Source organism: Pseudomonas sp. DD1 (assembly GCF_044510355.1).
Taxonomy (GTDB): domain Bacteria; phylum Pseudomonadota; class Gammaproteobacteria; order Pseudomonadales; family Pseudomonadaceae; genus Aquipseudomonas; species Aquipseudomonas shahriarae.
The window spans coordinates 736630-760118 of the sequence record NZ_MSAJ01000011.1 but is presented as its reverse complement, the minus strand read 5'-3'; the positions used below and the strand labels follow the sequence as shown (position 1 = coordinate 760118).

Below are 23489 nucleotides of genomic sequence, written 5' to 3'. Positions count from 1 at the left end.
CGCATGTCGCCTAAGAAACCCACGGCCCACTGCTGGCTTGATCAAGATGGTCGCGCAGGTAACCGGCAAAGTCGCTGCGGGGAATGGCGCGGGCGCCGAGGCTGTGCAGGTGATCGGTGGGCATCTGGCAGTCGATCAGCACAAAACTCCAGGCCTGCAATTGCCTGACGAGCGTGGCAAAGCCATATTTCGAGGCATTGTCTGCGCGACTGAACATCGACTCGCCAAAAAACAACTGGCCCATGGCCAGGCCATACAGGCCGCCGACCAGTTCGCCCTGGTCCCAGACTTCAACGGAATGGGCGTAGCCCCGTTGGTGCAGTTGCAGATAGGCGTTCTGCATGGCTTCGGTGATCCAGGTGCCGTCTGCATAGCTGCGTGGCGCAGCACAGGCCTGTATGACAGCGGCGAAGTCCTGGTCGAAGGTGACCTCGTAGCGTTGCTGGCGCAGCAGCTTGGCGAGGCTGCGGGACACGTGCAGTTCGGCGGGGAACAGCACCGTGCGTGGGTCTGGCGACCACCACAGGATGGGCTGGCCTTCGGAGAACCAGGGGAAGCAGCCGTGGCGATAGGCCTGGACCAGGCGGTCGGCGGACAGGTCGCCACCGGCAGCCAGCAGGCCGTTGGGTTCACGCATGGCTTTGGCCAGCGGTGGAAACGTCAAGGTGTTGCGTTGCAACCAGGTGAGCATGGTATTCAGGCTTACAGAAGGGGAGGGCGGTGACAGGCCGGGGCCCGCCGCGTTAAGCAGTGATTATTGTCGAGCCGGCGCCACTCGGCCAGCCCGATCATGTAATCCGTACCCTGATGCATGAGCGGGTGTTTCTGCAACTCTATAGCAGTGATGCGGTCGTAATCGCGTCATGTCGCCATCCGTTGAGCGGGAATGCTGGGTAAAGCTTGTCCAGTCTGATAAAAACAGCTCATAAGCCTTTGTCAGTAAAGACAATGCATGCTCAAATTGAAACCCATGGGCAATGCGCCGGGCGATGCTCCATGAGCGAAGCCGGCAGCGTGGCAACGGGCACACAAACCCGTACAATGGCGGCACTATGTCCTTGTGGGCTGGCGTTAACGTCGGTGCATGATTCAATCTCGGAGTGTTAAAGGACGCTTGACGACGCTCATTCACTTTTCACCTGTCCGGATTGGGCAGTATTTTTATAGTCATTCAACTGTTGGACGCGCTTAAGGCGCAGGAAAAGACCCGTTTTGAAGAAATCCGCCGCAGCACCCAAAACAGCAGTAGTACCGGCCTGGCGCCAGCACCTGCACTATCGGCTCAAGGAAGGCGCGCTGATTGCCATCGGTGCTTTATGCCTGTTCCTGATGATGGCCTTGCTGACCTATGGCAAGGACGATCCGGGCTGGAGCCATAACAGCAAGATCGACGATGTGCAGAACTTCGGCGGGCCTGTGGGCTCCTACAGCGCCGATATCCTGTTCATGATCCTGGGCTATTTCGCCTATATCTTCCCGTTGTTGCTGGCGATCAAGACCTGGCAGATCTTCCGCCAGCGCCATGAGCCGTGGCAGTGGAGCGGCTGGCTGTTCTCCTGGCGCCTGATCGGCCTGGTGTTCCTGGTGCTGTCGGGCGCGGCCCTGGCGCATATTCACTTTCATGCACCGACCGGCCTGCCGGCTGGCGCGGGCGGTGCCTTGGGCGAAAGCCTGGGTGACCTGGCCCGCAGGACCCTGAATATCCAGGGCAGCACGCTGACGTTCATTGCCCTGTTCCTGTTTGGTCTGACGGTATTTACCGACTTGTCGTGGTTCAAGGTCATGGACGTGACCGGCAAGATCACCCTCGATCTGTTCGAGTTGTTCCAGGGTGCCGCCAACCGCTGGTGGGCCGCCCGTGTGGACCGCAAGCGCATGGTCGCGCAATTGCGTGAAGTCGACACCCGGGTCAACGAAGTGGTGGCCCCGAGTACGCCGGATCGCCGTGAGCAGGCCAAGGTCAAGGAGCGCCTGATCGAGCGCGAGCAGGCCCTGACCAAGCACATGTCCGACCGCGAGAAGCAAGTGCCGCCGGTTATCGCCCCGGCGCCGGTCAAGGCGCCCGAGCCAAGCCATCGCGTGCAAAAGGAAAAGCAGGCGCCGCTGTTTATCGACAGCGCCGTCGAGGGCACTTTGCCGCCGATCTCGATCCTCGATCCGGCGGAAAAGAAGCAACTCAACTATTCCCCGGAATCCCTGGCGGCCGTCGGCCATCTGCTGGAAATCAAACTCAAGGAGTTTGGCGTCGAAGTGTCGGTGGATTCGATCCACCCCGGCCCGGTGATTACCCGTTACGAAATCCAGCCGGCCGCAGGGGTCAAGGTCAGCCGTATCGCCAACCTGGCCAAAGACCTGGCGCGCTCCCTTGCGGTTACCAGCGTGCGGGTGGTGGAAGTGATCCCCGGCAAAACCACCGTGGGTATCGAGATTCCCAACGAAGACCGGCAGATCGTGCGCTTCTCCGAAGTGCTGTCGACCCCGGAATACGACAACTTCAAGTCGCCGGTCACCCTGGCCCTGGGGCACGACATCGGCGGCAAGCCGGTGATCACTGACCTGGCGAAAATGCCCCACCTGCTGGTTGCCGGTACCACCGGTTCCGGTAAGTCGGTGGGTGTGAACGCGATGATCCTGTCGATCCTGTTCAAGTCTGGCCCGGAAGACGCCAAGCTGATCATGATCGACCCGAAGATGCTCGAACTGTCGATCTACGAAGGCATCCCGCACCTGCTGTGCCCGGTGGTGACCGACATGAAGGACGCCGCCAACGCCCTGCGCTGGAGCGTGGCCGAGATGGAGCGGCGCTACAAACTGATGGCGAAGATGGGCGTGCGTAACCTGTCCGGCTTCAACGCCAAGGTCAAGGAAGCCCAGGACGCCGGCACGCCGCTGACCGACCCGCTGTACAAGCGCGAAAGCATTCACGATGAAGCGCCGCTGCTGACCAAGTTGCCGACCATCGTGGTGGTGGTCGACGAATTTGCCGACATGATGATGATCGTCGGCAAGAAGGTTGAAGAACTGATCGCGCGTATCGCGCAGAAGGCCCGTGCGGCCGGGATCCACTTGATCCTCGCGACCCAGCGGCCGTCGGTGGATGTGATCACCGGCCTGATCAAGGCCAACATCCCGACCCGCATGGCGTTCCAGGTGTCGAGCAAGATCGACTCACGGACCATCATCGACCAGGGCGGTGCCGAGCAACTGCTGGGCCATGGTGACATGCTCTACATGCCGCCCGGCACCAGCCTGCCGATCCGCGTTCACGGTGCATTTGTGTCCGATGACGAGGTGCACCGCGTGGTCGAGGCGTGGAAACTGCGGGGTGCGCCGGAATACAACGACGATATCCTGGCGGGTGTCGAAGAAGCCGGCAGCGGTTTCGACGGTGGCAGCGGTGGCGGCGACGATGATGCCGAGACTGACGCGCTGTACGACGAAGCGGTGGCATTCGTGCTGGAAAGCCGTCGCGCCTCGATCTCGGCGGTGCAACGTAAACTGAAGATCGGCTACAACCGCGCCGCGCGTATGATCGAGTCCATGGAAATGGCCGGCGTCGTTACGGCCATGAACACCAACGGCTCGCGCGAAGTCATCGCGCCAGGGCCGATGCGCGACTGACCTCGCGCCGCGTGGCAGCACGCGGCGCGCCTTTCACATCATTCTATGAGGACTCCCATGCGTCTTATCCGCATGCTGTTGTTGCCGGCATTGGCCCTGACCGCGTTTTCGGCCCACGCCGACCAGGCATCCGTCGCGAGCCTGACCAACTTGCTGGACAAATCCAAGACCCTGACCGCGCGCTTCTCCCAGTTGACCCTGGACGGTGGCGGTACGCAGTTGCAGGAAACGGCCGGTGAAATGGCCGTGCAGCGTCCTGGCTTGTTCTTCTGGAAAACCGACGCGCCCAATGAGCAGACCATTGTCTCCGATGGCAAGAAAGTCACGCTGTGGGACCCGGACCTGGAGCAGGCGACCATCAAGACCCTCGACCCACGCCTGAGCCAGACCCCGGCCTTGCTGCTGTCGGGTGATGTGTCGCAGATCAGCGAGAGCTTCGAGATTACCTCCAAGCAACAAAGCAACGTGATCGACTTCACCCTCAAGCCCAAGTCCAAGGACACGCTGTTCGACAGCCTGCGCCTGTCGTTCCGCAATGGGGTGATCAACGATATGCAACTGATCGACAGTGTCGGCCAGCGCACCAATATCCTGTTCACCGGGGTCAAGGCCAATGAGTCGGTCCCGGCCAAGACGTTCAAGTTCGACATCCCCAAGGGTGCCGATGTGATCCAGGAGTAAAAAGCCGCCCATGGACCTGTTTCGCAGTGACCCGATTGCCCAGCCATTGGCCGCGCGCCTGCGCTCGACCAACCTGGATGAGTATGTCGGGCAGGAGCACTTGCTGGCTCGTGGCAAGCCGCTGCGCGAAGCTCTGGAGCAGGGTGCCCTGCACTCGATGATCTTCTGGGGGCCGCCGGGCGTGGGCAAGACCACCCTGGCGCGGCTGCTGGCGAAGGTCTCCGATGCACACTTTGAAACGGTCTCGGCGGTATTGGCCGGGGTCAAGGAAATCCGCCAGGCGGTGGAAGTCGCCAAGCAACAGGCCGGGCAATATGGCCGGCGCACTATCCTGTTTGTCGACGAAGTGCATCGCTTCAACAAGTCGCAGCAGGATGCGTTCCTGCCTTACGTGGAAGACGGCACGCTGATTTTTATCGGTGCGACCACGGAAAACCCCTCGTTTGAGCTGAACAACGCTTTGCTCTCGCGAGCGCGGGTGTATGTGCTCAAAAGTCTCGATGAAGCAGCGATGCAGAAGCTGTTGCAGCGGGCGCTGAGCGAGGACAAGGGGCTGGGCAAGCGCCACCTGAGTCTGGGTGACGAGGGTTTCAAGATCCTGTTGGCGGCGGCAGACGGCGATGGCCGGCGGTTTCTCAACCTGCTGGAAAACGCCTCCGACCTTGCCGAAGACAATAGTGAGATTGGCGTCGACCTGCTGCAAAGCCTGTTGGGCGATACCCGGCGGCGTTTCGACAAGGGCGGCGAAGCCTTTTACGATCAGATTTCCGCGTTGCACAAATCCGTGCGCGGCTCTAACCCGGACGGCGCGCTGTACTGGTTCGCCCGCATGATCGACGGCGGCTGCGACCCGCTGTACCTGGCCCGGCGCGTGGTGCGCATGGCCAGCGAGGACATCGGCAACGCCGACCCACGGGCCCTGAGCCTGTGCCTGGCGGCCTGGGAAGTCCAGGAGCGCCTGGGCAGCCCGGAAGGTGAGTTGGCGGTGGCGCAAGCCATCACCTACCTGGCCTGCGCGCCGAAAAGCAATGCGGTGTATATGGGCTTCAAATCGGCATTGCGCGCCGCGGCCGAGCACGGCTCGCTGGAAGTCCCTTTGCACCTGCGTAATGCACCGACCAAGCTGATGAAACAATTGGGTTATGGCGATGAGTACCGCTACGCCCACGATGAACCGGATGCCTATGCCGCCGGTGAAGACTACTTTCCCGACGAGCTTGCCCCGCAACCGTTCTACCAGCCGGTGCCCCGTGGCCTGGAGTTGAAGATCGGGGAAAAGCTCAACCACCTGGCGCAACTTGATCGCCTGAGCCCCAAACAACGGAGAAAATCATGATTCCCTTGGTGGTCGCAGTCTCTGTTGGCGGTGTGGCCGGTACCTTATTGCGCTTTGCCACCGGTAATTGGATTAACGCCAATTGGCCGAAACACTTCTATACCGCGACGCTGGCCGTTAATATCGTGGGCTGCCTGTTGATCGGCGTGTTGTACGGCCTGTTTCTGTTACGCCCGGAGGTGCCTGTTGAGGTGCGCGCCGGGTTGATGGTGGGCTTCCTTGGCGGCCTCACCACCTTTTCATCCTTTTCACTGGATACCGTGCGCCTGCTGGAAAGTGGGCAAGTGCCGCTGGCGATAGGCTATGCGGCCATCAGTGTATTCGGCGGGCTGCTCGCCACCTGGGCCGGCCTGTCCTTGACCAAACTTTGATAAACGAGAGACCGACATGCTCGATTCCAAACTGTTACGTAGCAACCTTCAGGACGTAGCGGACCGCCTGGCATCCCGTGGCTTTGCCTTGGATGTTGCGCGCATCGAAGCGCTGGAAGAACAGCGCAAGACCGTCCAGACCCGCACCGAAGCACTGCAGGCTGAACGCAATGCGCGCTCCAAATCCATCGGTCAGGCCAAGCAGCGTGGCGAAGACATCGCGCCGTTGATGGCGGACGTCGAGCGTATGGGCAGCGAGCTGTCTGACGGTAAGGTCGAGTTGGACAAGATTCAGTCCGAGTTGGATTCCATCCTGCTGGGCATTCCCAACCTGCCGCATGAGTCGGTACCGGTCGGCGAAGATGAAGACGGCAACGTCGAAGTGCGCCGCTGGGGTACGCCAAAAGCCTTTGATTTCGAGATCAAGGACCACGTCGCCCTGGGCGAATTGACCGGCGGCCTGGATTTCGAAACCGCCGCCAAGATGTCCGGTGCGCGCTTTGCTCTGCTGCGCGGTCCGATTGCGCGCATGCACCGGGCCCTGGCGCAGTTCATGCTCAACCTGCACACCGGCGAACACGGGTACGAAGAGGCTTATACCCCTTACCTGGTTCAGGCGCCGGCGCTGATGGGCACCAGCCAGCTGCCGAAGTTCGAGGAAGACCTGTTCAAGATCAGCCGCGATGGCGAAGCCGATCTGTACCTGATTCCGACCGCCGAAGTGTCGCTGACCAATATCGTGGCCGGCGAGATCCTCGACGCCAAACAGCTGCCGATCAAGTTCGTGGCCCACAGCCCGTGCTTTCGCAGTGAAGCCGGTGCCTCGGGGCGTGACACCCGCGGCATGATCCGCCAGCACCAGTTCGACAAGGTCGAGATGGTACAGGTGGTCGAGCCGTCGACCTCCATGGAAGCCCTGGAAGGCCTGACTGCCAACGCCGAGCGCGTCCTGCAACTGCTGGAGCTGCCGTATCGCGTATTGGCGCTGTGCACTGGCGACATGGGTTTCAGCGCGGTGAAGACCTACGACCTGGAAGTGTGGGTGCCGAGCCAGGATAAATACCGCGAGATTTCTTCGTGCTCCAACTGCGGTGATTTCCAGGCCCGACGCATGCAGGCGCGTTTCCGTAACCCGGAAACCGGCAAGCCGGAGCTGGTCCACACCCTTAACGGTTCGGGCTTGGCGGTAGGTCGCACCCTGGTTGCCGTTCTGGAGAACTACCAGCAGGCCGACGGTTCGATCCGTGTACCTGAAGTGCTCAAGCCGTACATGGCGGGCGTTGAGGTCATCGGCTAAATGGAATTTCTGCCACTGTTTCATAACCTGCGCGGCAGCCGTGTGTTGGTCGTCGGTGGTGGGGAGATTGCCTTGCGCAAGTCCCGGCTGCTGGCCGATGCCGGCGCGGTATTGCGGGTGGTTGCTCCCCTGATTGAAGATCAGTTGCGTGAACTGGTGCAGGGCAGTGGCGGTGAACTGATTGTGCGCGGTTATCAGGAGGCGGACCTTGATGGCTGCACCCTGATCATCGCTGCAACCGACGACGAGCCGCTGAACGCGCAAGTGTCCAGCGATGCCCGGCGGCGGTGTGTGCCGGTCAATGTGGTGGACGCGCCAGCCTTGTGCAGCGTGATCTTCCCGGCGATTGTCGACCGCTCGCCCTTGGTGATTGCGGTGTCCAGTGGCGGCGACGCGCCGGTGCTGGCGCGTTTGATCCGCGCCAAGCTGGAAACCTGGATTCCGTCTACCTATGGTCAATTGGCCGGGCTGGCCGCGCGCTTTCGCGCCCAGGTCAAGGGCTTGTATCCCAATGTTCAGCAACGCCGGGCTTTTTGGGAAGAGGTTTTCCAGGGCCCGATTGCCGATCGGCAACTGGCGGGGCAAGGTGATGAAGCCGAGCGGTTGCTGGTGGAAAAAGTCAACGGCAAGCCGCCCCATGCGCCAGGTGAGGTGTATCTGGTGGGCGCAGGCCCCGGTGATCCGGACCTCCTGACCTTTCGCGCGCTGCGTTTGATGCAGCAAGCCGATGTGGTGCTGTATGACCGCCTGGTGGCCCCCGCGATTCTTGAGCTGTGCCGACGGGATGCCGAGCGGGTCTATGTCGGCAAGCGCCGCGCCGATCACGCGGTGCCGCAAGAGCAGATCAACCAGCAACTGGTGAACCTGGCCAAGCAAGGTAAGCGTGTGCTGCGCCTCAAGGGCGGCGACCCGTTTATTTTTGGGCGCGGCGGCGAAGAGATCGAAGAGCTGGCGGCCCATGGCATCCCGTTCCAGGTGGTGCCGGGCATCACCGCGGCCAGTGGTTGCGCGGCTTACGCTGGCATCCCTTTGACCCATCGCGACTATGCGCAATCGGTACGCTTCATCACCGGCCACCTGAAAGATGGCACCTCGGATTTGCCCTGGAATGACCTGGTGGGGCCGTCGCAGACCCTGGTGTTCTATATGGGGTTGGTGGGCTTGCCGGTCATCTGCGAGCAACTGATTCGCCATGGTCGTTCGGCGGACACCCCGGCTGCGCTGATCCAGCAAGGCACCACGTCCAACCAGCGTGTGTTTACCGGCACCCTGGCCGACTTGCCGCGCCTGGTGGCGGAGCATGAAGTGCATGCGCCGACCCTGGTGATCGTAGGCGAAGTGGTGGTGTTGCGTGAGAAATTGAAGTGGTTTGAAGGCGCCCAGTCCCAGGTATAACCTGTTCGCCCGGCTGCACACAGACCCACTGTGGGAGCCGGGCTTGCCCGCGATGAGGCTGGCGCATCAGCGCCAGATCTCTTTACCGCTTAATCCTTCTCGATCATGTTTGCTATCAAACGCCTGCAATGGCCCCTTCGGCACAATCCCTGTCGGATTGATCGTCCGGTGGCTGGCATAGTAATGCCCCTTGATATGCGCAAAATCCACGGTCTCGGCCACCCCCGGCCATTGATACAGCTCTCGCAACCAATTCGACAGATTCGGATAATCTGCTATCCGCCGTAGGTTGCATTTGAAGTGGCTGTAATACACCGCGTCAAACCGAATCAGCGTGGTAAACAGCCGCACATCGGCCTCTGTCAGGTATTCACCGGCCAGGTAGCGCTGCTGGCCCAGGTGTTGTTCCAACTGATCCAACTCGGCAAACACCTCATCAAATGCGCTTTCATACGCCTGCTGCGAGGTGGCGAAGCCTGCGCGATACACGCCATTGTTCACGGCGGGATAGATCCGCTCGTTCAACGCGTCGATGGTCGGGCGCAGCGGTTCGGGGTAGAAGTCCAGGGTGTTGCCGGTCAGCCCGTTGAACGCGCTGTTGAACATGCGGATGATCTCTGCCGATTCATTGCTGACGATGCGATTGAGCTTCTTATCCCATAACACCGGCACGGTGACACGCCCGGTGTAGTCGGCGGTGTCGGCGGTATAGCGCTGGTGCATGAAGGCAAAGTCGTCGAGCTTGTCGCCAGTGGAGCCGTGGGCCTTGTCGAAGGTCCAGCCATTCTCCAGCATCAACCAACTGACCACCGACACGTCAATCAGGCTTTCCAGGCCTTTGAGCTTGCGCAGGATCAGAGTGCGGTGGGCCCACGGGCAGGCGAGCGAAACATAGAGATGGTAGCGGCCAGCCTCAGCCTTGAAGCCGCCATCCCCGCTCGGGCCAGGTTGGCCATCGGCGGTGACCCAGTGCCGGCGTTGCGCCTGTTCCCGTTGGAAGGCGCCATCTGCGCTACTTTCGTACCACTGGTCATGCCAGTGTCCTTCAATCAGCAAACCCATGACTGACTCCTTGGCTAGTAAGCGTTGGAGTGCAGTCTAATCGTCTGGGTTCGAACAAATAGCGCAAAGGGTCGGGGTTAATTATCGACTAGTTCGATGTGTTGCGCGCATCCCAATACTGTTGGGCCAGTTCGAAGGCCTGTTCCCGTGGGTGCCCCAGGCCGCGCAGGGCCAAGGCCATGGTGGCGATCAGCGCTAATTGTGGGTAGCTGTCTTGTACCTCACCACGCCATAGGGCCTTTAGATGTTCGGGGTCGAGACTGGCGGGCTTGACGTGGCGCTGGGCGGAGAGGGCAGGCCACTCCTCGTCCCAGCTTGCGCCGCCGGTGGTGCCGTACAAGTGGCTGGTGGTGTCGGGATTGATCTCGATCTCGCCGCCATCGCCCTTGATCACAATGGTGTTGTCACCCAGCAGGCCACTGGCATCGCGGTGTACCCCCTGGTAGCCGGGATGGAAGATGCTTTGCAGGCCGCAGCGTGCGCCCAGCGGGTTGAGGATGCGGGCCAGGGAGTGAATGGGCGAGCGCAGGCCGAGGATATTGCGCAGGTCAATCATGCGTTGCAACTGCGGGGCCCAGTCGCCCAGTGGCATAAATGCCAGGTTGCCTTGTTCCAGAGCGGTCTCGACCTGTTGCCAGTTGCGGCACAGTGGAATCTGCAGCTCACCCAGCAACTGTTCGGTGTACAGCCGGCCGGCCGTATGGGCACCGCCGCCGTGCATGAAAATCCGCACGCCGTTCTGCGCCAGGCACTTGGCGGCCAGCAGGTACCACGGCAGGTGGCGTTTTTTCCCGGCATAGGTGGGCCAGTCGAGATCCACCGTCAGTGCTGGAGGGTTGAGCCGCTCGCGCAGGGCCTCGGTGAAGCCGGCGAGCTCCTCCGGGCTTTCTTCCTTGTGGCGCAGCAGCATCAGGAACGCACCGAGCTGGGAGTCCTCGACTTTCTCGTCGAGCAGCATGCCCATGGCTTCCCGGGCTTCTTCACGCGTCAGGCTGCGGGCGCCGCGCTTGCCTTTGCCGAGGATCCGCACAAACGGCGCAAAGGGGTGTTCGGCGGGAGTTTCGGTGATCAACGGGGCAAAGTCGGTCATAAGCAATTCGTCGGCCTGGGCAGGCCCGCCAGCTTGGCGGCAAGTTTGGCGGGAGTGCCTTTGAACAGTCGGTTGAGGTGCAGGCTGTTGCCCTTTTCCGGGCCCAGCTTCAAGGCGGTGTACTTGATCAGGGGGCGGGTGGCCGGGGACAACTGGAACTCCTGGTAAAAACCCCTGAGCAGCTTAAGGATTTCCCAGTGTTCGTCGGTCAGTTCCAGCGCTTCGGCGCTCGCCAGGGCATTGGCCACCTCGACTGACCAGGCATTCAGGTCAACCAGGTAGCCGTCCTTGTCCAGCTCAAGGGTGTGGGGGCCTACAGTCAGGGTGTTCATAGCCAGGTGTTGACCTTGTCATGGTCGATCGACAGCTGCACAAAACCTGGGTAGTCGACACTCCTGGCCCACTGCGGCAACGCCAGGCCGCGGGCCTGGGCATCTTCGGCAAGCACGAAGATGGCCAGGGCCTTGGCTTGCAGGGCCTGGAAGGGGGCGCTACCGGGTTGCAGGGCATAGATTGCATCGCCGCACAGCAGGATCGCATCTTGCGCGCCACACAGGCGTAGGCAACTGCCGAGGCGGCTGTCGGTAAACGGGGAGTGGGACAACACATGCAAGGTCGACATCAGAGGGTCATCACCTGATCGTAACGGTCAATCATCTGGGAAATCTGTTCGCTGCTCAGTGGCTGCGCGCTATCAGGGGCGGTCAACCCACGCTCCGCCAGGCTGTGGCTGCATGCGAACACGTCGTCGATGCCAAACAGCGAGAGGGCCTGCAGGTTGGCCGTCACATCCTTTTGTTGCACGGCCTTGGCATCTTGGGCGGTTGCCAGTTGAAACACCCCGTCATCGAGAAACAGCAGTCCGATCGGCAAGTCGAATGCGCCGCCGGCCAGCACCACATCCAGTGCTTCCCGCGCACTGGGCCCGGACCATGGCGCCTGGCGGCTGATGACTAACAAGGATCTGGACATTTCATGGCCCTCCAAAGCAGATCAGGCGGTCGGCGTCCTGAATGGCGTCGTGCAACTGCCCCAGGCCTGACAGCGCCCACGGCGCGTCCAGATTCACCGCACTGCGCTGGTAGCGCGCAGCTTCCTCGGCATTCAACACCCCTCGGCGCAGCGCCGCCGCAATGCAGACCACGCCGTCAAGCTGATGCTCGCTGACGAAGGCGCGCCATTGTTGGGCGATATCCTGCTCATCCTGGGGCGTGACCACCGAATTGGCAGCGCTATAGACGCCATCCTGATAGAAAAACAGCCGCACAATCTCATGCCCGCCGGCCAACGCCGCCTGGGCAAACTGCAGGGCGCGGCGCGAGGAGGGCGCATGGGCGGCGGAAAAAAGCGCAATCGCGAACTTCATGGAACACTCTGTAGGCAAACCTTTGCCAATGATAAAGCCGCAGGCAACAAAAAGCCCGCCGAAGCGGGCTTTTTGATGAGGCTGGGATCAGTCGTCGCGGCTCATGATGCCGAAGATCTGCAACAGGCTGACAAACAGGTTGTAGATCGATACATACAGGCTGATGGTCGCCATGATGTAGTTACGCTCGCCGCCATGGATGATGGCGCTGGTCTGGAACAAAATGCAGACCGAGGAAAACAGCACAAAACCGGCGCTGATCGCCAATTGCAGGCCGCTGATCTGGAAGAACATGCTCGCCAGCACGGCCGCCAGCAACACGAAGAAGCCAGCCGTGATGAAACCGCCGAGGAAGCTCATGTCCTTACGGGTGATCAGCACATAGGCCGACAGGCCACCAAACACCAAGGCCGTCATGGCGAATGCCGAGCTGACCACTTCCGCGCCGCCCTGCATACCCAGGTAACGGTTCAGGATCGGGCCCAGCAGGAACCCCATGAAACCGGTCAGGGCAAACGCCGACACCAAGCCCCAGGCCGAGTCGCGCAGCTTGTTGGTGAGGAAAAACAGGCCGTAGAAGCCGATCAATACCACGAAGATATTCGGGTAGCCGACACGCATCTGCTGCGCCACATACGCCATCACGCCGCTAAATGCGAGGGTGAGGGCGAGCAAGCCGTATGTATTGCGCAGGACGCGGCTAACCTCTAGCTGCTCAGCCTGCACGTTGCTATTAACTGCGTAATCCTGTTCGCGCATGGCGACACTCCTCCAGTTTTGAAACGTTCAGTCGCAAAGATCATAACAGACGCTCTGTAACAAGCTATGCAGAGAGTTTGACAGTGTGTTTCATTCGGGTATTATGGCGCCCGCTGAGACAGGATGGGCTATTATAATCCTGTGTTGCGCAAGGGAAATTGGCAGAGTGGTTGAATGCACCGGTCTTGAAAACCGGCGAACGTTAATAGCGTTCCCAGGGTTCGAATCCCTGGTTTCCCGCCAAGATTCATACGAAAGCCCCGCTATTGCGGGGCTTTTGTGTTTCTGGCATTCGGGAAGCGGGAGACGGCTTTTCATAGGTGTTCCATAACTATTGTGGAAGTGTTCCAGAACTTTCCTATTTTGATGGCTTCGCAGTAGCGCCAATCCTCCTGTAAACGCGCTTGGTAATTTCTTGTTTGCTGTGCCCCAGTAGCAGGCTTGCGTCGCCAATGTCGACGATTTCCGATGCCGCCTTTGGCCGGATATCACGAAATTGAAACCCGCCAATCTTCGCGGCGAGCATCGGATCTCCCTGATCGATGGCTTTTTGCTGCGCCTTCTCACGCGCCTTGTCCCACCGCAAGCGCAACATCCCCTTTGTCATCCTCTTGCCATGTTTGCTGATCAGCAAGTACTTGGAGGGGTGGTGTGCATTCCTCTCCGTTATCTCCCTAACTAATTTTCCCAAACTGTTTTCCCCAGCCTCCGTGTGCATCAGAATCCTGAGCTTTAGATTTGTCTTACCTTGCGTGACCATGAAGTAATCGCCCTCGATGTCATCGCTGCGCATTGAGATTACGTCAGCTGGCCGCTGGCCAGTCAGGTACGCCAGGTCCATTGCCTCCTTGAGTTCTGGCTCTGCCATCCCGTAGACCGCATCCCAGACCACCGCGTTGGCGTAGTAGTCGCGCGGAGTCTCCTTGTTTTTTCGGATGCCCTGGCACGGATTCTCCCGCTCGGTAAGGCCCCACTCCCGCGCCAGATTGAATACGTGGGAGAGCAGGGCGATTTCCCGGTTGGCCCGAACCTTTGCGGTGCGCGCATCGCGGTAGCCCGCAATATTGGCCGGCGTGATCGAGTCGATGGGCGCCCCGTCGAACATGGGGCGCAGCTGTTTCAACTCGGCCAGATTGTCTTTCTGGGTGCGCTCGCCTTTCTTGGGTATGACATCGCGCTCGTACCGGTCAAAGATCCCCTTCATCATGGTTAGATCGCCGGGTTTGTCCTTGGCTTCAAGCTCGGCCCACTTCAGGCGCGCCTTGTCCAAGTCCTTACCCAGCGGCACATCCTTTCCTGTCGCGTCTCGGTAGTAGAAGGAGGTCCAGGTGGTGCCGTTTTTACGTTTCCTCGTGCGCTGATACATGCGCGGTGGAAGGTGTCGATATTCCTTGTTGCGGGGGCGCATATCAGCTCACTCTGGAATAGTCGGGCGTCCATGCCGGGCGTGCCGGCGGCGGGTTTGGGTCAACGATCGTTGGGCTGACCATGCCCAGCTTCATGCGCGCGAACATGCGGCCCACCAAGGGGCGACCACCACGGCTTTCGACGTAGACCCAGTTGCGGTCTTTGAGCCACTTTCGTTGGTGGGCTCGGTGTTTGTAACCGGTCAGGTCGGCGAGCTCGTCGTCCGACAGGATCTCTGCCTCCATGTCTACCTCCCGCCGCCCGTTGTAGGCCGCGCTGTCTTGATGATGTGGATGATGAAACCGAAGGTGAGCAGCATCCAGGCGACGGTGCCGGCGAATGCTGCGATCAGGGTCTGGTCGGTACCGGTGGAGAGCAGCTCCGGCACCTGCCAGAAAAACCAGAAGGTGGACCCCGCCACGTACAGCACGATGGCCGTGATGAGCAGGGTAAGTTTCGTTGCGTACATGGGGTGTCCTTGCCGCGCTGGGCAGCAGAAGTTGATAGCGAAGTGCCTCGATGGCGAAGGGTGCGAAAAAGAGCTACAAATACTGTTCAACTTGCTCATGTGTCAGGGAGGGCGCGTGTCACACAATCTCGATGTTCCAGTCGTTCACGCCTATCGGGGGCATACGTTGTTTCTCAAGTTCGAATGGAGGCGACCAAACGATGATGTACCCGCATTTGCGAGAATCATTGAGCCGGCATCCGTTGAAGGATTGGGCGAAGTTGCCGCCGAGCTGACGGGCCCATGGCCTGACTATCCGGCGGCGCTGGGTGACGCAATGGCCGCTGCGGAGCGATGGATCGACAGCCAGTTATCGTGAGTTCGCTCACCGGCAGGCATGTAGGGGGATTGGGTTTAGAGCAGCGCGCCTTGTTTCGGTGTCGGCTCAGGGGTTTGGTAAGTCCAGCGGGGCGGCGAGTTGTGCGATTCGATGCGGCTGCGCATTACTGATGCGCGCGCCTCCTTAGTGGGCGGCGAGTATGTTCCGCGCCAGGCTTGATCGATCCCGATGTTCCGGCCAATGTTCGTGCTGTCTGCGCTTGATAGAGGCAGGTGGCCAAAGATCGCCGGGTCGAGCATGCGCAAGCCGTGAAGCTTGCACATCGGCCTGCCGTCATCGTCACAAACAACCCGCATCGCCTTTCCCATCTGCCCCCACCAGGCGGCGGTGCCTGGCTGCGAGTAGTCGCCTGAGCTGCCGATGCACACCCTTGGCCAACTGCTTGCCAGGCGCTCCAACCGTTCAAGACTTTCGTGCATGTGCCAGACAGGCGCGCCAAACCATCTTGGCAGCGGCCATTCCTCGATCAGTGCATCATTTGCCGCCTCGTCTCCGTCGATCACATCAGGGATCACGGCGAAGTCGCAGGCGGGGATAAGCTTTGCGTCAGCTGCCCAGCGGTAGAACGGTTGCCAATCGGTAACCGGCTTGCCTTGCTTCCAGGCTGAAAACGCTCCGTTGTCGATAGCAAACGACTGGCAGACTTGAGCCGCCAATGCGAGTTGCCGGGGATCGCTGAAGCTCACGAAGGCATGGCCACCACCAATCGCGGCGGCTGCGGCTGTCTCTGGCGTAATGGGTAGGCCGTGGTAATGGATCATCCGCTAAGCCTCACTGTTTCGATCTCGACGCCCTGGTGTGTGGCGATGATGGTTTGGTCACCGCCGAGGGATTCAGCCAGGCGGTCGGCGATCTGTTCGTGCCAGCCTTTTTTGATCAGCGCAGTCGCCGCCCGGATGTGTTCGACGTGGATCATTGCGGGAGAACGCAACTCAAGCCGATACATGATCGTTTCGCCGTCGGAAGGGCAGACTACTGCAAAGGTATGTCGGTAAATATTCACGCGAAGTCCTCGTCCGCCATTCAAGGGCGGGCTAGTAAATGAAAGAGAGGGTTAGCCTATTGGCGTGGTACTTTTTAGAAAAATTGAGAGGGATCAAATAAATGTCGAGAATTCGATACATGGATGTTTCTGAGGAAAATAAAGTCCGATATGCCGAATATCTTGAAACGGACGGCGTTTTAGTTCAGGAGATACTTGCTCCACACGACGCAGACAAGAGGGAGGGTTTGGTTTCTCGTCATCGAACAGGCCAGATAACCGCGCTAGTCATCAAGCTTGGATTTTGCTGGGCCGAATACGACTCTGGTGGATACACAACCCACAAAATTCTGAAGCCAAGTAATCTTTTGGATTCGCCTTTTTTGATTCGTGGTGGTGATTATCTGAAGGGGCTTTATCCTGAGTTTGACGAGGTTTTAGCTAGGATTGCGTATGCCTTTGAGATCACAGGCTCCAAGCGAGAAGCTTCGTTAAGCGTTTTTTTTGGCCCGCGAGTGCCAGTTGATTATTACGGAAACTACGACTACAGCAAATTTCCCGGCGGATATTCACCCGGCGTCGCATTTTATGGGGAATAGTTAATCTCCAGAGTTGTTGGGCAAGCTCCTTGCCGCTATAGCGGCTGACTTTGAAGGGGGAGGGGTTACAGGTTTTGCGGGTGGAGTACGAATGTACTCCTATGCGGCTGGCGCTGACTTTTGCTCATGCTCCAGCTCAGAGGTGATCGATTCAATCTCGGCGAACAGCTTCTGCTGCTTCAGGTTTCGTTCTTGCCAGATGGCCTTCAAGTTGCGACTCAAGGCCGCCAGCGCCGATGCGCGTGAGATGTAAACCTGGCTTGCGTGGAGCATGTACGTTCGGCCTGGCCCTTGGTAGCACTTCGGCCCATTCAGCCGCGCCAGGTTCGCACGGGCATGCAGCTCAATTTCCTCAACTCGCCGCATCCGGATGTTGATCATCCACAAGCCGCTCACGAATCAATGCCCGTGTACTTGCGCCACGGCACCTTCACGCCGTTGACCAGAAAGCCCCAGTCACTACGCCACTTGCTGGTGATGAAGAGGGTGTAGACGCCGCCGGGTGAGACTTCATCGATTCGGTGGTACTCGCCGTGGTTTAGGCGCGCGGTGTCGCCCGGGTTTCGACTCTTCATCGAAAGCTTGCAGAGATCATCCTGATCCTCCCGCCAAAGCAGGGGGCGCCCGGGTGTCAGCATGTCGAAGTAGGTTGCAGGATCCAGCCGCTCCTCGGTGTACCAGCCGAGCAGGATGATCGTGCGGGCGTTCCATGGGTGGTCATGCAGATCCCGGTCTTCGTCGTGCCGCATGATGTGGTGGATGCGGAACGACCAAGGACACCACCACAGCGCTGGCTTGTGCGTTTCGCGGGAGTAGGGGTTGAATAGCCACCAGCGGCCCATGTACATCTCGGCGCCGTCGGCGGACATGATGTGCAGGTATGGGGTGCGCTGGGCACGGGCGATGAGCCAGGCGGCAACCGCCGGGCGCGCAAGCAGCTTGGCGACCAGGCGCCAGAACAGGTTGATCACGGGGAGTCCTTGCCGGGCCATGCCCGGGCGGTGTGGTGCTACGATGGCCCCTTCCTCTAAATGGGCTGGACCATGACCAAGCACGATATTTACGATGAGATCGAAGGCTTTCAGGTTTGGAACTACATGGAGTGTGACAAGGACGAGGAAGGCCGGGAGACCTGGCGCATCAACGTCGAGATAAAGCGCGGTGGTGAGGTGGTGGTGCCGGTTGTTGCTGGTGACCGAACCTATGTTGACCGTGGCCTGGCGCAGGTTGCAGGTCGTGAGGTCGGGGCCAAGCTGATTGCTGAGGCGGGACTATAGGCTTTCTGCGGGTATGGTGAGTTCCGGTCTGGCCATTCCCTGGCGCTTGAGGGGAGGGGGATCAGGCGATTGCGGATAGCGCGAGGACATCCTCGCCACCACGCGCGATGCCGGCGTGTAGTTCCACCTTACTGCCAGCGAGCATCCCGGCGATCTGGGCGTTTAGATCCAGCTCTACCGCCTTGCCTTTCCTAGATTTCCCGATTTCCTGGGTAGCGAGATATTCGCTGATCAATGCCTTGTCCTGCGCCTGAACCGCGATGAGGCCTTGGCCGGTGGCCGGGTGCCCCAGCGGATCATCATCGCCTTGAGGCACAAGAGCTTTCAGCTTCGACTGGACCTCCCAAACCCACGCCAGCGCAAAGTGGTCGCCGGCAGTTTCTGCCGAATACCGGCTGCGATGGACTCCCGACCTGACGGCCGAGCAGTACTCCTTGCGCGCCTGAGTAAGCTTGGTGTGTAGTGCCTCATACGCGTACAGGGCGATGTTCTGGGCGGGAGAAACTCCGACGAATGTCGCGCACTCAATGATTTGGCCTTTTGCGGAACACCACGTCCGGCGGCGCAGGGTTGTGCAGCTGAATGCGTCTGCTACAGCGATGCTCAGTTGCTGATCCCACGCTGGTCGACGCTTGGCGCGAAACAGGGCTGACTCAACCTCACCGACGTCGCTCAGCTTCACATCCATTTCGGTCAGCCGGTACTCGCGCATCAATGCCTGGGCCTGCCGGAGTGCCGTTGCGGCTTCGTTCTCGTTGGCACTCTGTGCAAGTGCTAGGCAGTGCTTTATCTTGCGAATCGCCCGTTCGAGCTTCTTTTCATCGATCTGTTGTGTGGACATAGGGGATCCTCGCCTAGCTGTATGAAGTCATTAAAAAGGAGCCTCATAATTGTAAGAGGCTACGGCCACTAGATTTCGCAAGAGGTGTATGCGAAATTGCTGGCCTAATCGGGAGTATGATGAATATGAAGGTCTTTATCAGTTGGTCTGGAAATCGCAGTAGAGTAGTAGCAGAAGTGGTTAGTGATTGGATTAAGTGCGTCCTTCAGGCATCCGAGCCGTGGATTTCTACCCGGCATATTGAACGCGGCTCACTATGGTTCTCGGAAATCAATGAAAAGCTTCGCGATGTATCTATTGGCATTGTTTGTTTAACTCAGGAAAATAAGAACAAACCCTGGATACTTTTTGAAGCTGGTGCATTGGCTAAGGGGCTTACTGGAAGCCGAGTATGCACATTTCTTATTGATCTTCAGCCAGCCGAGTTGACCGATCCTTTAGCTCAGTTTAATCATACTCTCCCAAACGAAAGTAGCGTTTGGGAGTTAGTTAGAACGCTGAATTCGGGGCTTGCAGAAAAGGCATTAGAGGAGCGGGTTCTGGAGAAAATATTTGCCGTCTATTGGCCACGGTTCGTTGAAGATTTCCAGCGGGCGCTTGCCGAAAATCCTCCCCAGGAAAACGTAGAACCTAGATCGCAAGATGACCTTCTTAGTGAGATATTGGACAATACTCGTTCTCTTGGACGGCGTATATCTGATATCGAAGATCGAGAAGGTCGGTCTACGTTTAAGGCTAGAAGTGTTAGCAAGTTAGTTTCAGTCGCTGGAGAGGTTATAGAGTCGGCGGTCGACATGATAATTAAGGGGGCGAGTGATGTTTCAGTTAGAGATCATCTTGTTAGTCAAAATATCCCTGTAAGTCAGGCATCGGAATTGACCACTAAAATTAGAAATACTTTTGATAAGAAACTTATGGAACAGCCAGAATTGAAGATCCCTGATAACGACTGAGTTTTTGTATACACCGCACCACGCCTCAAACTTATGGGCATGGTGCGAGTGTGATTATTTTGGATCGAATGCGCCCAGGGACAACTCGGCAGCCGAGCCGATTTTTTCCTGAAGTACTGTTTTGAATTCCTGAGCGATGTCTTCGCGCTGTACCTCTTCGCCTACCCAGCGCAATTTCAACACCGGCTGCGAGCCGCTGGTGATCACCGACAGGCGAAGGGTGATCTGTTGTTCGGTCAGGCCTTCGAACGGGACGGTGCGGAATTGCAGGGAAACCGGCAGGGTTTCTTTGCTGCGCGCCTCGATCTGGTCCATGGCGCTGCGGCTGGCGCTGGTTTCGCCTACGGTGGTTTCCGACTCGCTCGACGCCTTGATGGTGATGGTGCGCACTGCCGCAATGGCCTTGGCCACCGCGATTGCATTGCCTGCTTCATCAACCGGGGTGAGGTACTGGTGCCAGTCTTCGATCCAGTCGCTCAGGTCTTTTTGGCTAATGCCGCGCCCGCCGATTTGCTGGGCTGCGGTGTAGCCGGCGGTGGGCTTCAGCTTGAGGACGGCGCGGTCATCGGCGTGGCCAGGTACATCGGCAGTGCCCAGGTTGAACAGGAGGGCACAGCTCATTGCGTCCTGATCAATGAAGCCGCGTGCGCCAAGCTCTGCGCGCTCAACCACGTAGGCGCTGAAATCTGCCAGCGAATGGGTGCTGTAGGTGCCACGGAAGCGGCTACGGCCGGCCTGGAACTTCTCCAGGTCGATGACTTTCGAGCTTTCCGGCAGCACTACAGTAGGGACCAGTGTTTCCAGCTTCTTGCCGTTGGCTTCCAGCGCCGTATCGGTGATGAGCTGAATTGCATCTTTGGTGAGTGACATCGCTTATTTCCTTGGATTGCGGAGGGAGGGAGAGCGGGGTAGATCAGGTGCGCTTAGGGATCGGCGCGTCATCGCGGCTAAACAGTTGGTCATGCTTTTCCGCGAAGAGGGTCACGCGGCCGCCGGTACCCACGTGCATTGGCGTATCGAGGCTGGTGTTCTCGCTGCGGGTGCCGCGCTTGGTTGGCACTTTGTAGTCGAGCTTGTGCTTGATCTTCACCTGGTGCGATTCGCCGATCTGGCTGAAGTCCAGGGTAATAACCAGCTTGCCGGCCTTGCCATAGTCGACAACCCCGGCGGCTACTTCGGATATGGCGTGGCCGATTTGGCTGGCAAAGGCGCCGCCGTTGAGCTCTTCAAGAAACTCGGCTGTATCTGTTGCTGTGGACATGGCTGTTTCTCCGGGATGGCCAAAAGGCCGCTGGGTGGAAGATTGAATTGCGATTGACGAAGGCGCTGGCGCACCTGGTTGCTGAGGCGCCTCATGGGGTGTCGGCGAACTTGAAGCCGTTTTCCTGAGCGATCAGCCTGGCCCGCTTGCTGTCGGTGCCGAACTCTTTGGCGGCCTCGATAGCAGTCAGGCCTGCCTCAGCCAGTTCCTTCAGCCTGGTCGCATCCTTGTCGCGGGCAGCCTTCAGCTTGATGCTGCGGGTGCTTTTGATCGGGCCGCCGACCTCACCGCTGACGCCGCTGGCAATCTGCTCCGCCTTGTTTCCGGCGCCGAAGAATGCGTCCATCTGGCGATGCAGATCGGCGATCACTGCGTCTTTCGGGTTGGCCATTGGGACGCCGATCATTGCGCACCACCAGCAAGGCGATTCGCCTTTTCTTCAAACTGCATGGCGATGTCGTAGGCCGCTTTAAACGTCTCACGGAAGGCACGAGTCTTGCCGCTGCCCAGCTCGATAACGCGGTACATGCCACCGCTTTCGCTCGACACCTGGAAGCGAACCTTCTTGGCCGGCATGACTCGCTCCAGTCGGTCGAAGAAGTCAGCGCGTGCTGCGTGGGTTTTGCGAAGCAGTGCACCGAGTTCGTCGATGCGGTCTTGAAATGATGGATGCATGTCTGATCCTCGGTGTGGGTTGCGTGTATTCGTCAGCACCCTGACCGCCTGGCGGGTGCCGGTGGGCCCAGGGGAGGGTGCTGACGGGTAAACGCGAGATGTGAAAAAGCCCGAGGACTCCCCGGGCTTTTTTGGTTGGCATCACGAAGACCTCCCTACGTGACAGCCTCCCAGGCCCGCTACTGGCGACGGCCTGGGTTTGAATCATCAACGGTGTTTTTGAGCTTGGGGTGGCCTGCCGATTGTTCGGCCAGTGCGCGGTGACACCGACGGCCCAGATGCCCGCTGCCTGTCAGGTGGTGTGGCGCAGCCTTCAGGCTTTCTGCGCTACCAGGGTGAAGCCGTTAATGCGGCATTGGTGCAAACCCTCCGTTCAGTGGTGAACTATCGAGCATTCCTCGGTAGTTGGTTGTGATGCAGGTGGGCGGTTATAGGCCGCGATTTCGTCCGCATCCCAAAGCCCACTCAGCGAATGGGCAGAGGTGATGCTTTCGGTTATGCGGTGAGGGTTGGCCGTTCAGCCTGGCGCACCATCCGCACCTGGGTGGTACGGCGCTCCGGTGTTCGGCGATCTCGGCGCATTGCGTCGTCACCGATCATTGCGTGCATGGCGATCAGGCTGGCCAGGACAAAGCACATCGGCGAGATGATCTGCCGGCGCATGGCCTCGGCCACCATCGCGGTCTGGCGAGTTACGCCAAGCTTGAACATGGCGCAGGAAAGGCGCTTGGCAACGGTGCAGGCCGCCACGCCGTGCAACCTGGCTATTTCCTTTGCCGTCTTGCCCTGGGCAGCGGACAGCAAGTACTGAAGTTCTCGCGGCGCAAGACCACGGCCGAGATGACCCTTCCATGCGCCGTTAACGATTGTTGCTTCCATCGTTGTGACTCCCGGTTGTTTTCCGAAAGCGCCCGATACAGGCGCTGACGTGAAATCTTCTGGTGTCGCTTGCCGGCTTCCCGCTACTGGCGCTGCCGCCGGCCCCATCAAATTGTTCTTCCAGCCACGGGCCTTTCGGCTTGTTCTCCCGCTGGATAACTTGTCTTGGTGTTTTACGCTGCACACCCGGGTCAGTTGCCAACCCTCTGAACCGTTGAGGCCGGTTCATCGCTGCCTTCCATCTGGCCGGTTGTTATCCGGCGATGGGGCAAATATGAACCATAAGTTCATTTATCGTCAAGTACCAAAAGTACATATTTATTGCGGAAGTACACAAACACCAAGAAACCTTCGGCGATGAAAATGCTGATTTACCAATCGGAACCGCTTCGCTATAGTCTCGATATACTGGATGCATATACAGCTATCGGGAGGGCGACATGGCAAGGGTGAACAAACAGTCAAAGCCGGCACAGAGGCATGAAATCAGCGGGATAGAGAGGCTTGGATTGCGCGTCTCATCCATGATTAATCATCCGGTCGCCCAGGCTCAGCGATGGGTGAAGATCCACCGCTTAGACACGGACGGAGATCGGGAATGGGGGGAGGTGATGGGTTTGCTGTCCGAGACAGACGGCATAGACTTAGTTTTCAACGACGATGAGTCGGTGACGGTGAAATGGGAAGCGAGCGTCGATGAGGACCGCCCGGTTGAGGTGTTTGAGCCCATCGAAGAGCCCGCAACCTTTTAGTCGCCCATTTAAAAGCCCGCTCGGCGGCGGGCTTCCA

At 59.2% G+C, this 23489-nt stretch carries 31 protein-coding genes and 1 tRNA gene; 11 read left to right on the top strand and 21 right to left on the bottom strand.

Features of this window, described 5'->3' with window-relative positions:
- Positions 1 to 10: 10 nt before the first annotated feature.
- The gene (gene aat / locus PSFL_RS11390; protein ID WP_057960010.1) at positions 11 to 691 is read right to left on the bottom strand and encodes a leucyl/phenylalanyl-tRNA--protein transferase; all 681 of its coding nucleotides are present in this window, start codon (positions 689 to 691) and stop codon (positions 11 to 13) included.
- Positions 692 to 1212: 521 nt separating this feature from the next.
- Between aat and PSFL_RS11385 the strand changes: the two genes are divergently transcribed.
- From PSFL_RS11385 to cysG, 6 genes are read left to right on the top strand one after another with little or no spacing between them, the layout of a single operon-like run.
- Positions 1213 to 3621, top strand: a complete 2409-nt coding sequence (locus PSFL_RS11385) for a DNA translocase FtsK (protein ID WP_057441416.1) — start codon at positions 1213 to 1215, stop codon at positions 3619 to 3621.
- Between the two features lie 57 nt (positions 3622 to 3678).
- Complete coding sequence (gene lolA / locus PSFL_RS11380) at positions 3679 to 4302, top strand: outer membrane lipoprotein chaperone LolA (RefSeq protein WP_057960009.1); 624 nt, start codon at positions 3679 to 3681, stop codon at positions 4300 to 4302.
- Between the two features lie 10 nt (positions 4303 to 4312).
- On the top strand, positions 4313 to 5638 hold the full coding sequence (locus PSFL_RS11375) for a replication-associated recombination protein A (RefSeq protein ID WP_397470058.1): 1326 nt from the start codon (positions 4313 to 4315) through the stop codon (positions 5636 to 5638).
- A complete protein-coding gene (gene crcB / locus PSFL_RS11370; protein WP_057441422.1) occupies positions 5635 to 6009 on the top strand; it encodes a fluoride efflux transporter CrcB in 375 nt (124 codons plus the stop codon). Before PSFL_RS11375 ends, crcB begins: the two co-directional genes overlap by 4 nt.
- A 16-nt stretch (positions 6010 to 6025) precedes the next feature.
- On the top strand, positions 6026 to 7306 hold the full coding sequence (serS, locus tag PSFL_RS11365; RefSeq protein ID WP_057441423.1) for a serine--tRNA ligase: 1281 nt from the start codon (positions 6026 to 6028) through the stop codon (positions 7304 to 7306).
- Positions 7307 to 8701 (top strand): siroheme synthase CysG, encoded by a 1395-nt coding sequence (cysG, locus tag PSFL_RS11360; RefSeq protein WP_397470057.1) that lies wholly within the window; start codon positions 7307 to 7309, stop codon positions 8699 to 8701.
- Between the two features lie 66 nt (positions 8702 to 8767).
- Here cysG and PSFL_RS11355 read toward each other — a convergent pair whose 3' ends face one another.
- From PSFL_RS11355 to PSFL_RS11325, 7 genes are all read right to left on the bottom strand, one after another.
- The gene (locus PSFL_RS11355; RefSeq protein WP_120733461.1) at positions 8768 to 9763 is read right to left on the bottom strand and encodes a glutathione S-transferase family protein; all 996 of its coding nucleotides are present in this window, start codon (positions 9761 to 9763) and stop codon (positions 8768 to 8770) included.
- An 88-nt stretch (positions 9764 to 9851) separates the two neighbouring features.
- A complete protein-coding gene (locus PSFL_RS11350) occupies positions 9852 to 10853 on the bottom strand; it encodes a glycosyl transferase family protein (protein WP_170060723.1) in 1002 nt (333 codons plus the stop codon).
- Entirely contained in the window at positions 10850 to 11185 is a 336-nt protein-coding gene (locus tag PSFL_RS11345) for a TusE/DsrC/DsvC family sulfur relay protein (RefSeq protein ID WP_057441427.1), read from the bottom strand. The genes PSFL_RS11350 and PSFL_RS11345 overlap by 4 nt, the downstream gene beginning before the upstream one ends.
- Positions 11182 to 11475, bottom strand: coding sequence for a sulfurtransferase complex subunit TusB (gene tusB / locus PSFL_RS11340; RefSeq protein ID WP_128593583.1), 294 nt, complete (start codon positions 11473 to 11475; stop codon positions 11182 to 11184). Before tusB ends, PSFL_RS11345 begins: the two co-directional genes overlap by 4 nt.
- A complete protein-coding gene (gene tusC / locus PSFL_RS11335; protein WP_057960003.1) occupies positions 11475 to 11825 on the bottom strand; it encodes a sulfurtransferase complex subunit TusC in 351 nt (116 codons plus the stop codon). The genes tusB and tusC overlap by 1 nt, the downstream gene beginning before the upstream one ends.
- Position 11826: 1 nt before the next feature.
- Positions 11827 to 12219 (bottom strand): sulfurtransferase complex subunit TusD, encoded by a 393-nt coding sequence (gene tusD / locus PSFL_RS11330; protein WP_057960002.1) that lies wholly within the window; start codon positions 12217 to 12219, stop codon positions 11827 to 11829.
- A gap of 87 nt (positions 12220 to 12306) precedes the next feature.
- Positions 12307 to 12978, bottom strand: coding sequence for a Bax inhibitor-1/YccA family protein (locus PSFL_RS11325; protein WP_029293588.1), 672 nt, complete (start codon positions 12976 to 12978; stop codon positions 12307 to 12309).
- A 152-nt stretch (positions 12979 to 13130) separates the two neighbouring features.
- On the opposite strand from PSFL_RS11325, the gene PSFL_RS11320 reads away from it, so the two are divergent.
- Positions 13131 to 13221 (top strand) — tRNA-Ser (locus PSFL_RS11320).
- 115 nt (positions 13222 to 13336) lie between these two features.
- Here the strand turns inward: PSFL_RS11320 and PSFL_RS11315 are convergent.
- From PSFL_RS11315 to PSFL_RS11295, 5 genes are all read right to left on the bottom strand, one after another.
- Positions 13337 to 14386, bottom strand: a complete 1050-nt coding sequence (locus PSFL_RS11315) for a tyrosine-type recombinase/integrase (RefSeq protein ID WP_397470056.1) — start codon at positions 14384 to 14386, stop codon at positions 13337 to 13339.
- A 1-nt stretch (position 14387) separates the two neighbouring features.
- The gene (locus PSFL_RS11310) at positions 14388 to 14630 is read right to left on the bottom strand and encodes a DUF4224 domain-containing protein (RefSeq protein WP_057960000.1); all 243 of its coding nucleotides are present in this window, start codon (positions 14628 to 14630) and stop codon (positions 14388 to 14390) included.
- 2 nt (positions 14631 to 14632) lie between these two features.
- On the bottom strand, positions 14633 to 14854 hold the full coding sequence (locus PSFL_RS11305; RefSeq protein WP_397470055.1) for a hypothetical protein: 222 nt from the start codon (positions 14852 to 14854) through the stop codon (positions 14633 to 14635).
- Positions 14855 to 15247: 393 nt separating this feature from the next.
- Positions 15248 to 15994: a hypothetical protein gene (locus PSFL_RS11300; protein ID WP_397470054.1), complete on the bottom strand. Its 747-nt coding sequence runs from the start codon at positions 15992 to 15994 to the stop codon at positions 15248 to 15250.
- Positions 15991 to 16236 (bottom strand): hypothetical protein, encoded by a 246-nt coding sequence (locus PSFL_RS11295; RefSeq protein WP_397470053.1) that lies wholly within the window; start codon positions 16234 to 16236, stop codon positions 15991 to 15993. The genes PSFL_RS11300 and PSFL_RS11295 overlap by 4 nt, the downstream gene beginning before the upstream one ends.
- Positions 16237 to 16337: 101 nt before the next feature.
- Here PSFL_RS11295 and PSFL_RS11290 point away from each other — a divergent pair, with 101 nt between their 5' ends.
- Entirely contained in the window at positions 16338 to 16814 is a 477-nt protein-coding gene (locus PSFL_RS11290) for a hypothetical protein (protein ID WP_397470052.1), read from the top strand.
- Between the two features lie 99 nt (positions 16815 to 16913).
- Here PSFL_RS11290 and PSFL_RS11285 read toward each other — a convergent pair whose 3' ends face one another.
- Both PSFL_RS11285 and PSFL_RS11280 read right to left on the bottom strand, forming a co-directional pair.
- On the bottom strand, positions 16914 to 17210 hold the full coding sequence (locus PSFL_RS11285; protein WP_397470051.1) for a hypothetical protein: 297 nt from the start codon (positions 17208 to 17210) through the stop codon (positions 16914 to 16916).
- Positions 17207 to 17785, bottom strand: coding sequence for a hypothetical protein (locus PSFL_RS11280; RefSeq protein ID WP_397470050.1), 579 nt, complete (start codon positions 17783 to 17785; stop codon positions 17207 to 17209). The genes PSFL_RS11285 and PSFL_RS11280 overlap by 4 nt, the downstream gene beginning before the upstream one ends.
- 72 nt (positions 17786 to 17857) lie before the next feature.
- Here PSFL_RS11280 and PSFL_RS11275 point away from each other — a divergent pair, with 72 nt between their 5' ends.
- Positions 17858 to 18091 carry a hypothetical protein gene (locus PSFL_RS11275; RefSeq protein WP_397470049.1) on the top strand — a complete coding sequence of 78 codons (234 nt, stop codon included), beginning with the start codon at positions 17858 to 17860 and terminating at the stop codon, positions 18089 to 18091.
- 61 nt (positions 18092 to 18152) lie between these two features.
- On the opposite strand, the gene PSFL_RS11270 is transcribed toward PSFL_RS11275, so the two are convergent.
- Entirely contained in the window at positions 18153 to 18932 is a 780-nt protein-coding gene (locus PSFL_RS11270; protein WP_397470048.1) for a DUF2786 domain-containing protein, read from the bottom strand.
- Between the two features lie 119 nt (positions 18933 to 19051).
- Between PSFL_RS11270 and PSFL_RS11265 the strand changes: the two genes are divergently transcribed.
- On the top strand, positions 19052 to 19885 hold the full coding sequence (locus PSFL_RS11265) for a hypothetical protein (protein ID WP_397470047.1): 834 nt from the start codon (positions 19052 to 19054) through the stop codon (positions 19883 to 19885).
- 54 nt (positions 19886 to 19939) lie between these two features.
- On the opposite strand, the gene PSFL_RS11260 is transcribed toward PSFL_RS11265, so the two are convergent.
- From PSFL_RS11260 to PSFL_RS11240, 5 genes are all read right to left on the bottom strand, one after another.
- Positions 19940 to 20755, bottom strand: a complete 816-nt coding sequence (locus PSFL_RS11260; RefSeq protein WP_397470046.1) for a DUF2303 family protein — start codon at positions 20753 to 20755, stop codon at positions 19940 to 19942.
- A 43-nt stretch (positions 20756 to 20798) separates the two neighbouring features.
- Entirely contained in the window at positions 20799 to 21146 is a 348-nt protein-coding gene (locus tag PSFL_RS11255) for a hypothetical protein (protein ID WP_078467578.1), read from the bottom strand.
- A 91-nt stretch (positions 21147 to 21237) separates the two neighbouring features.
- The gene (locus tag PSFL_RS11250; protein WP_397470045.1) at positions 21238 to 21537 is read right to left on the bottom strand and encodes a hypothetical protein; all 300 of its coding nucleotides are present in this window, start codon (positions 21535 to 21537) and stop codon (positions 21238 to 21240) included.
- Between the two features lie 11 nt (positions 21538 to 21548).
- Positions 21549 to 21821 (bottom strand): hypothetical protein, encoded by a 273-nt coding sequence (locus tag PSFL_RS11245; RefSeq protein ID WP_397470044.1) that lies wholly within the window; start codon positions 21819 to 21821, stop codon positions 21549 to 21551.
- A 495-nt stretch (positions 21822 to 22316) separates the two neighbouring features.
- Positions 22317 to 22700, bottom strand: coding sequence for a response regulator transcription factor (locus PSFL_RS11240; RefSeq protein ID WP_397470043.1), 384 nt, complete (start codon positions 22698 to 22700; stop codon positions 22317 to 22319).
- Positions 22701 to 23140: 440 nt separating this feature from the next.
- Between PSFL_RS11240 and PSFL_RS11235 the strand changes: the two genes are divergently transcribed.
- Positions 23141 to 23452 (top strand): DUF1654 domain-containing protein, encoded by a 312-nt coding sequence (locus PSFL_RS11235; RefSeq protein WP_397470042.1) that lies wholly within the window; start codon positions 23141 to 23143, stop codon positions 23450 to 23452.
- Positions 23453 to 23489 lie beyond the last annotated feature (37 nt).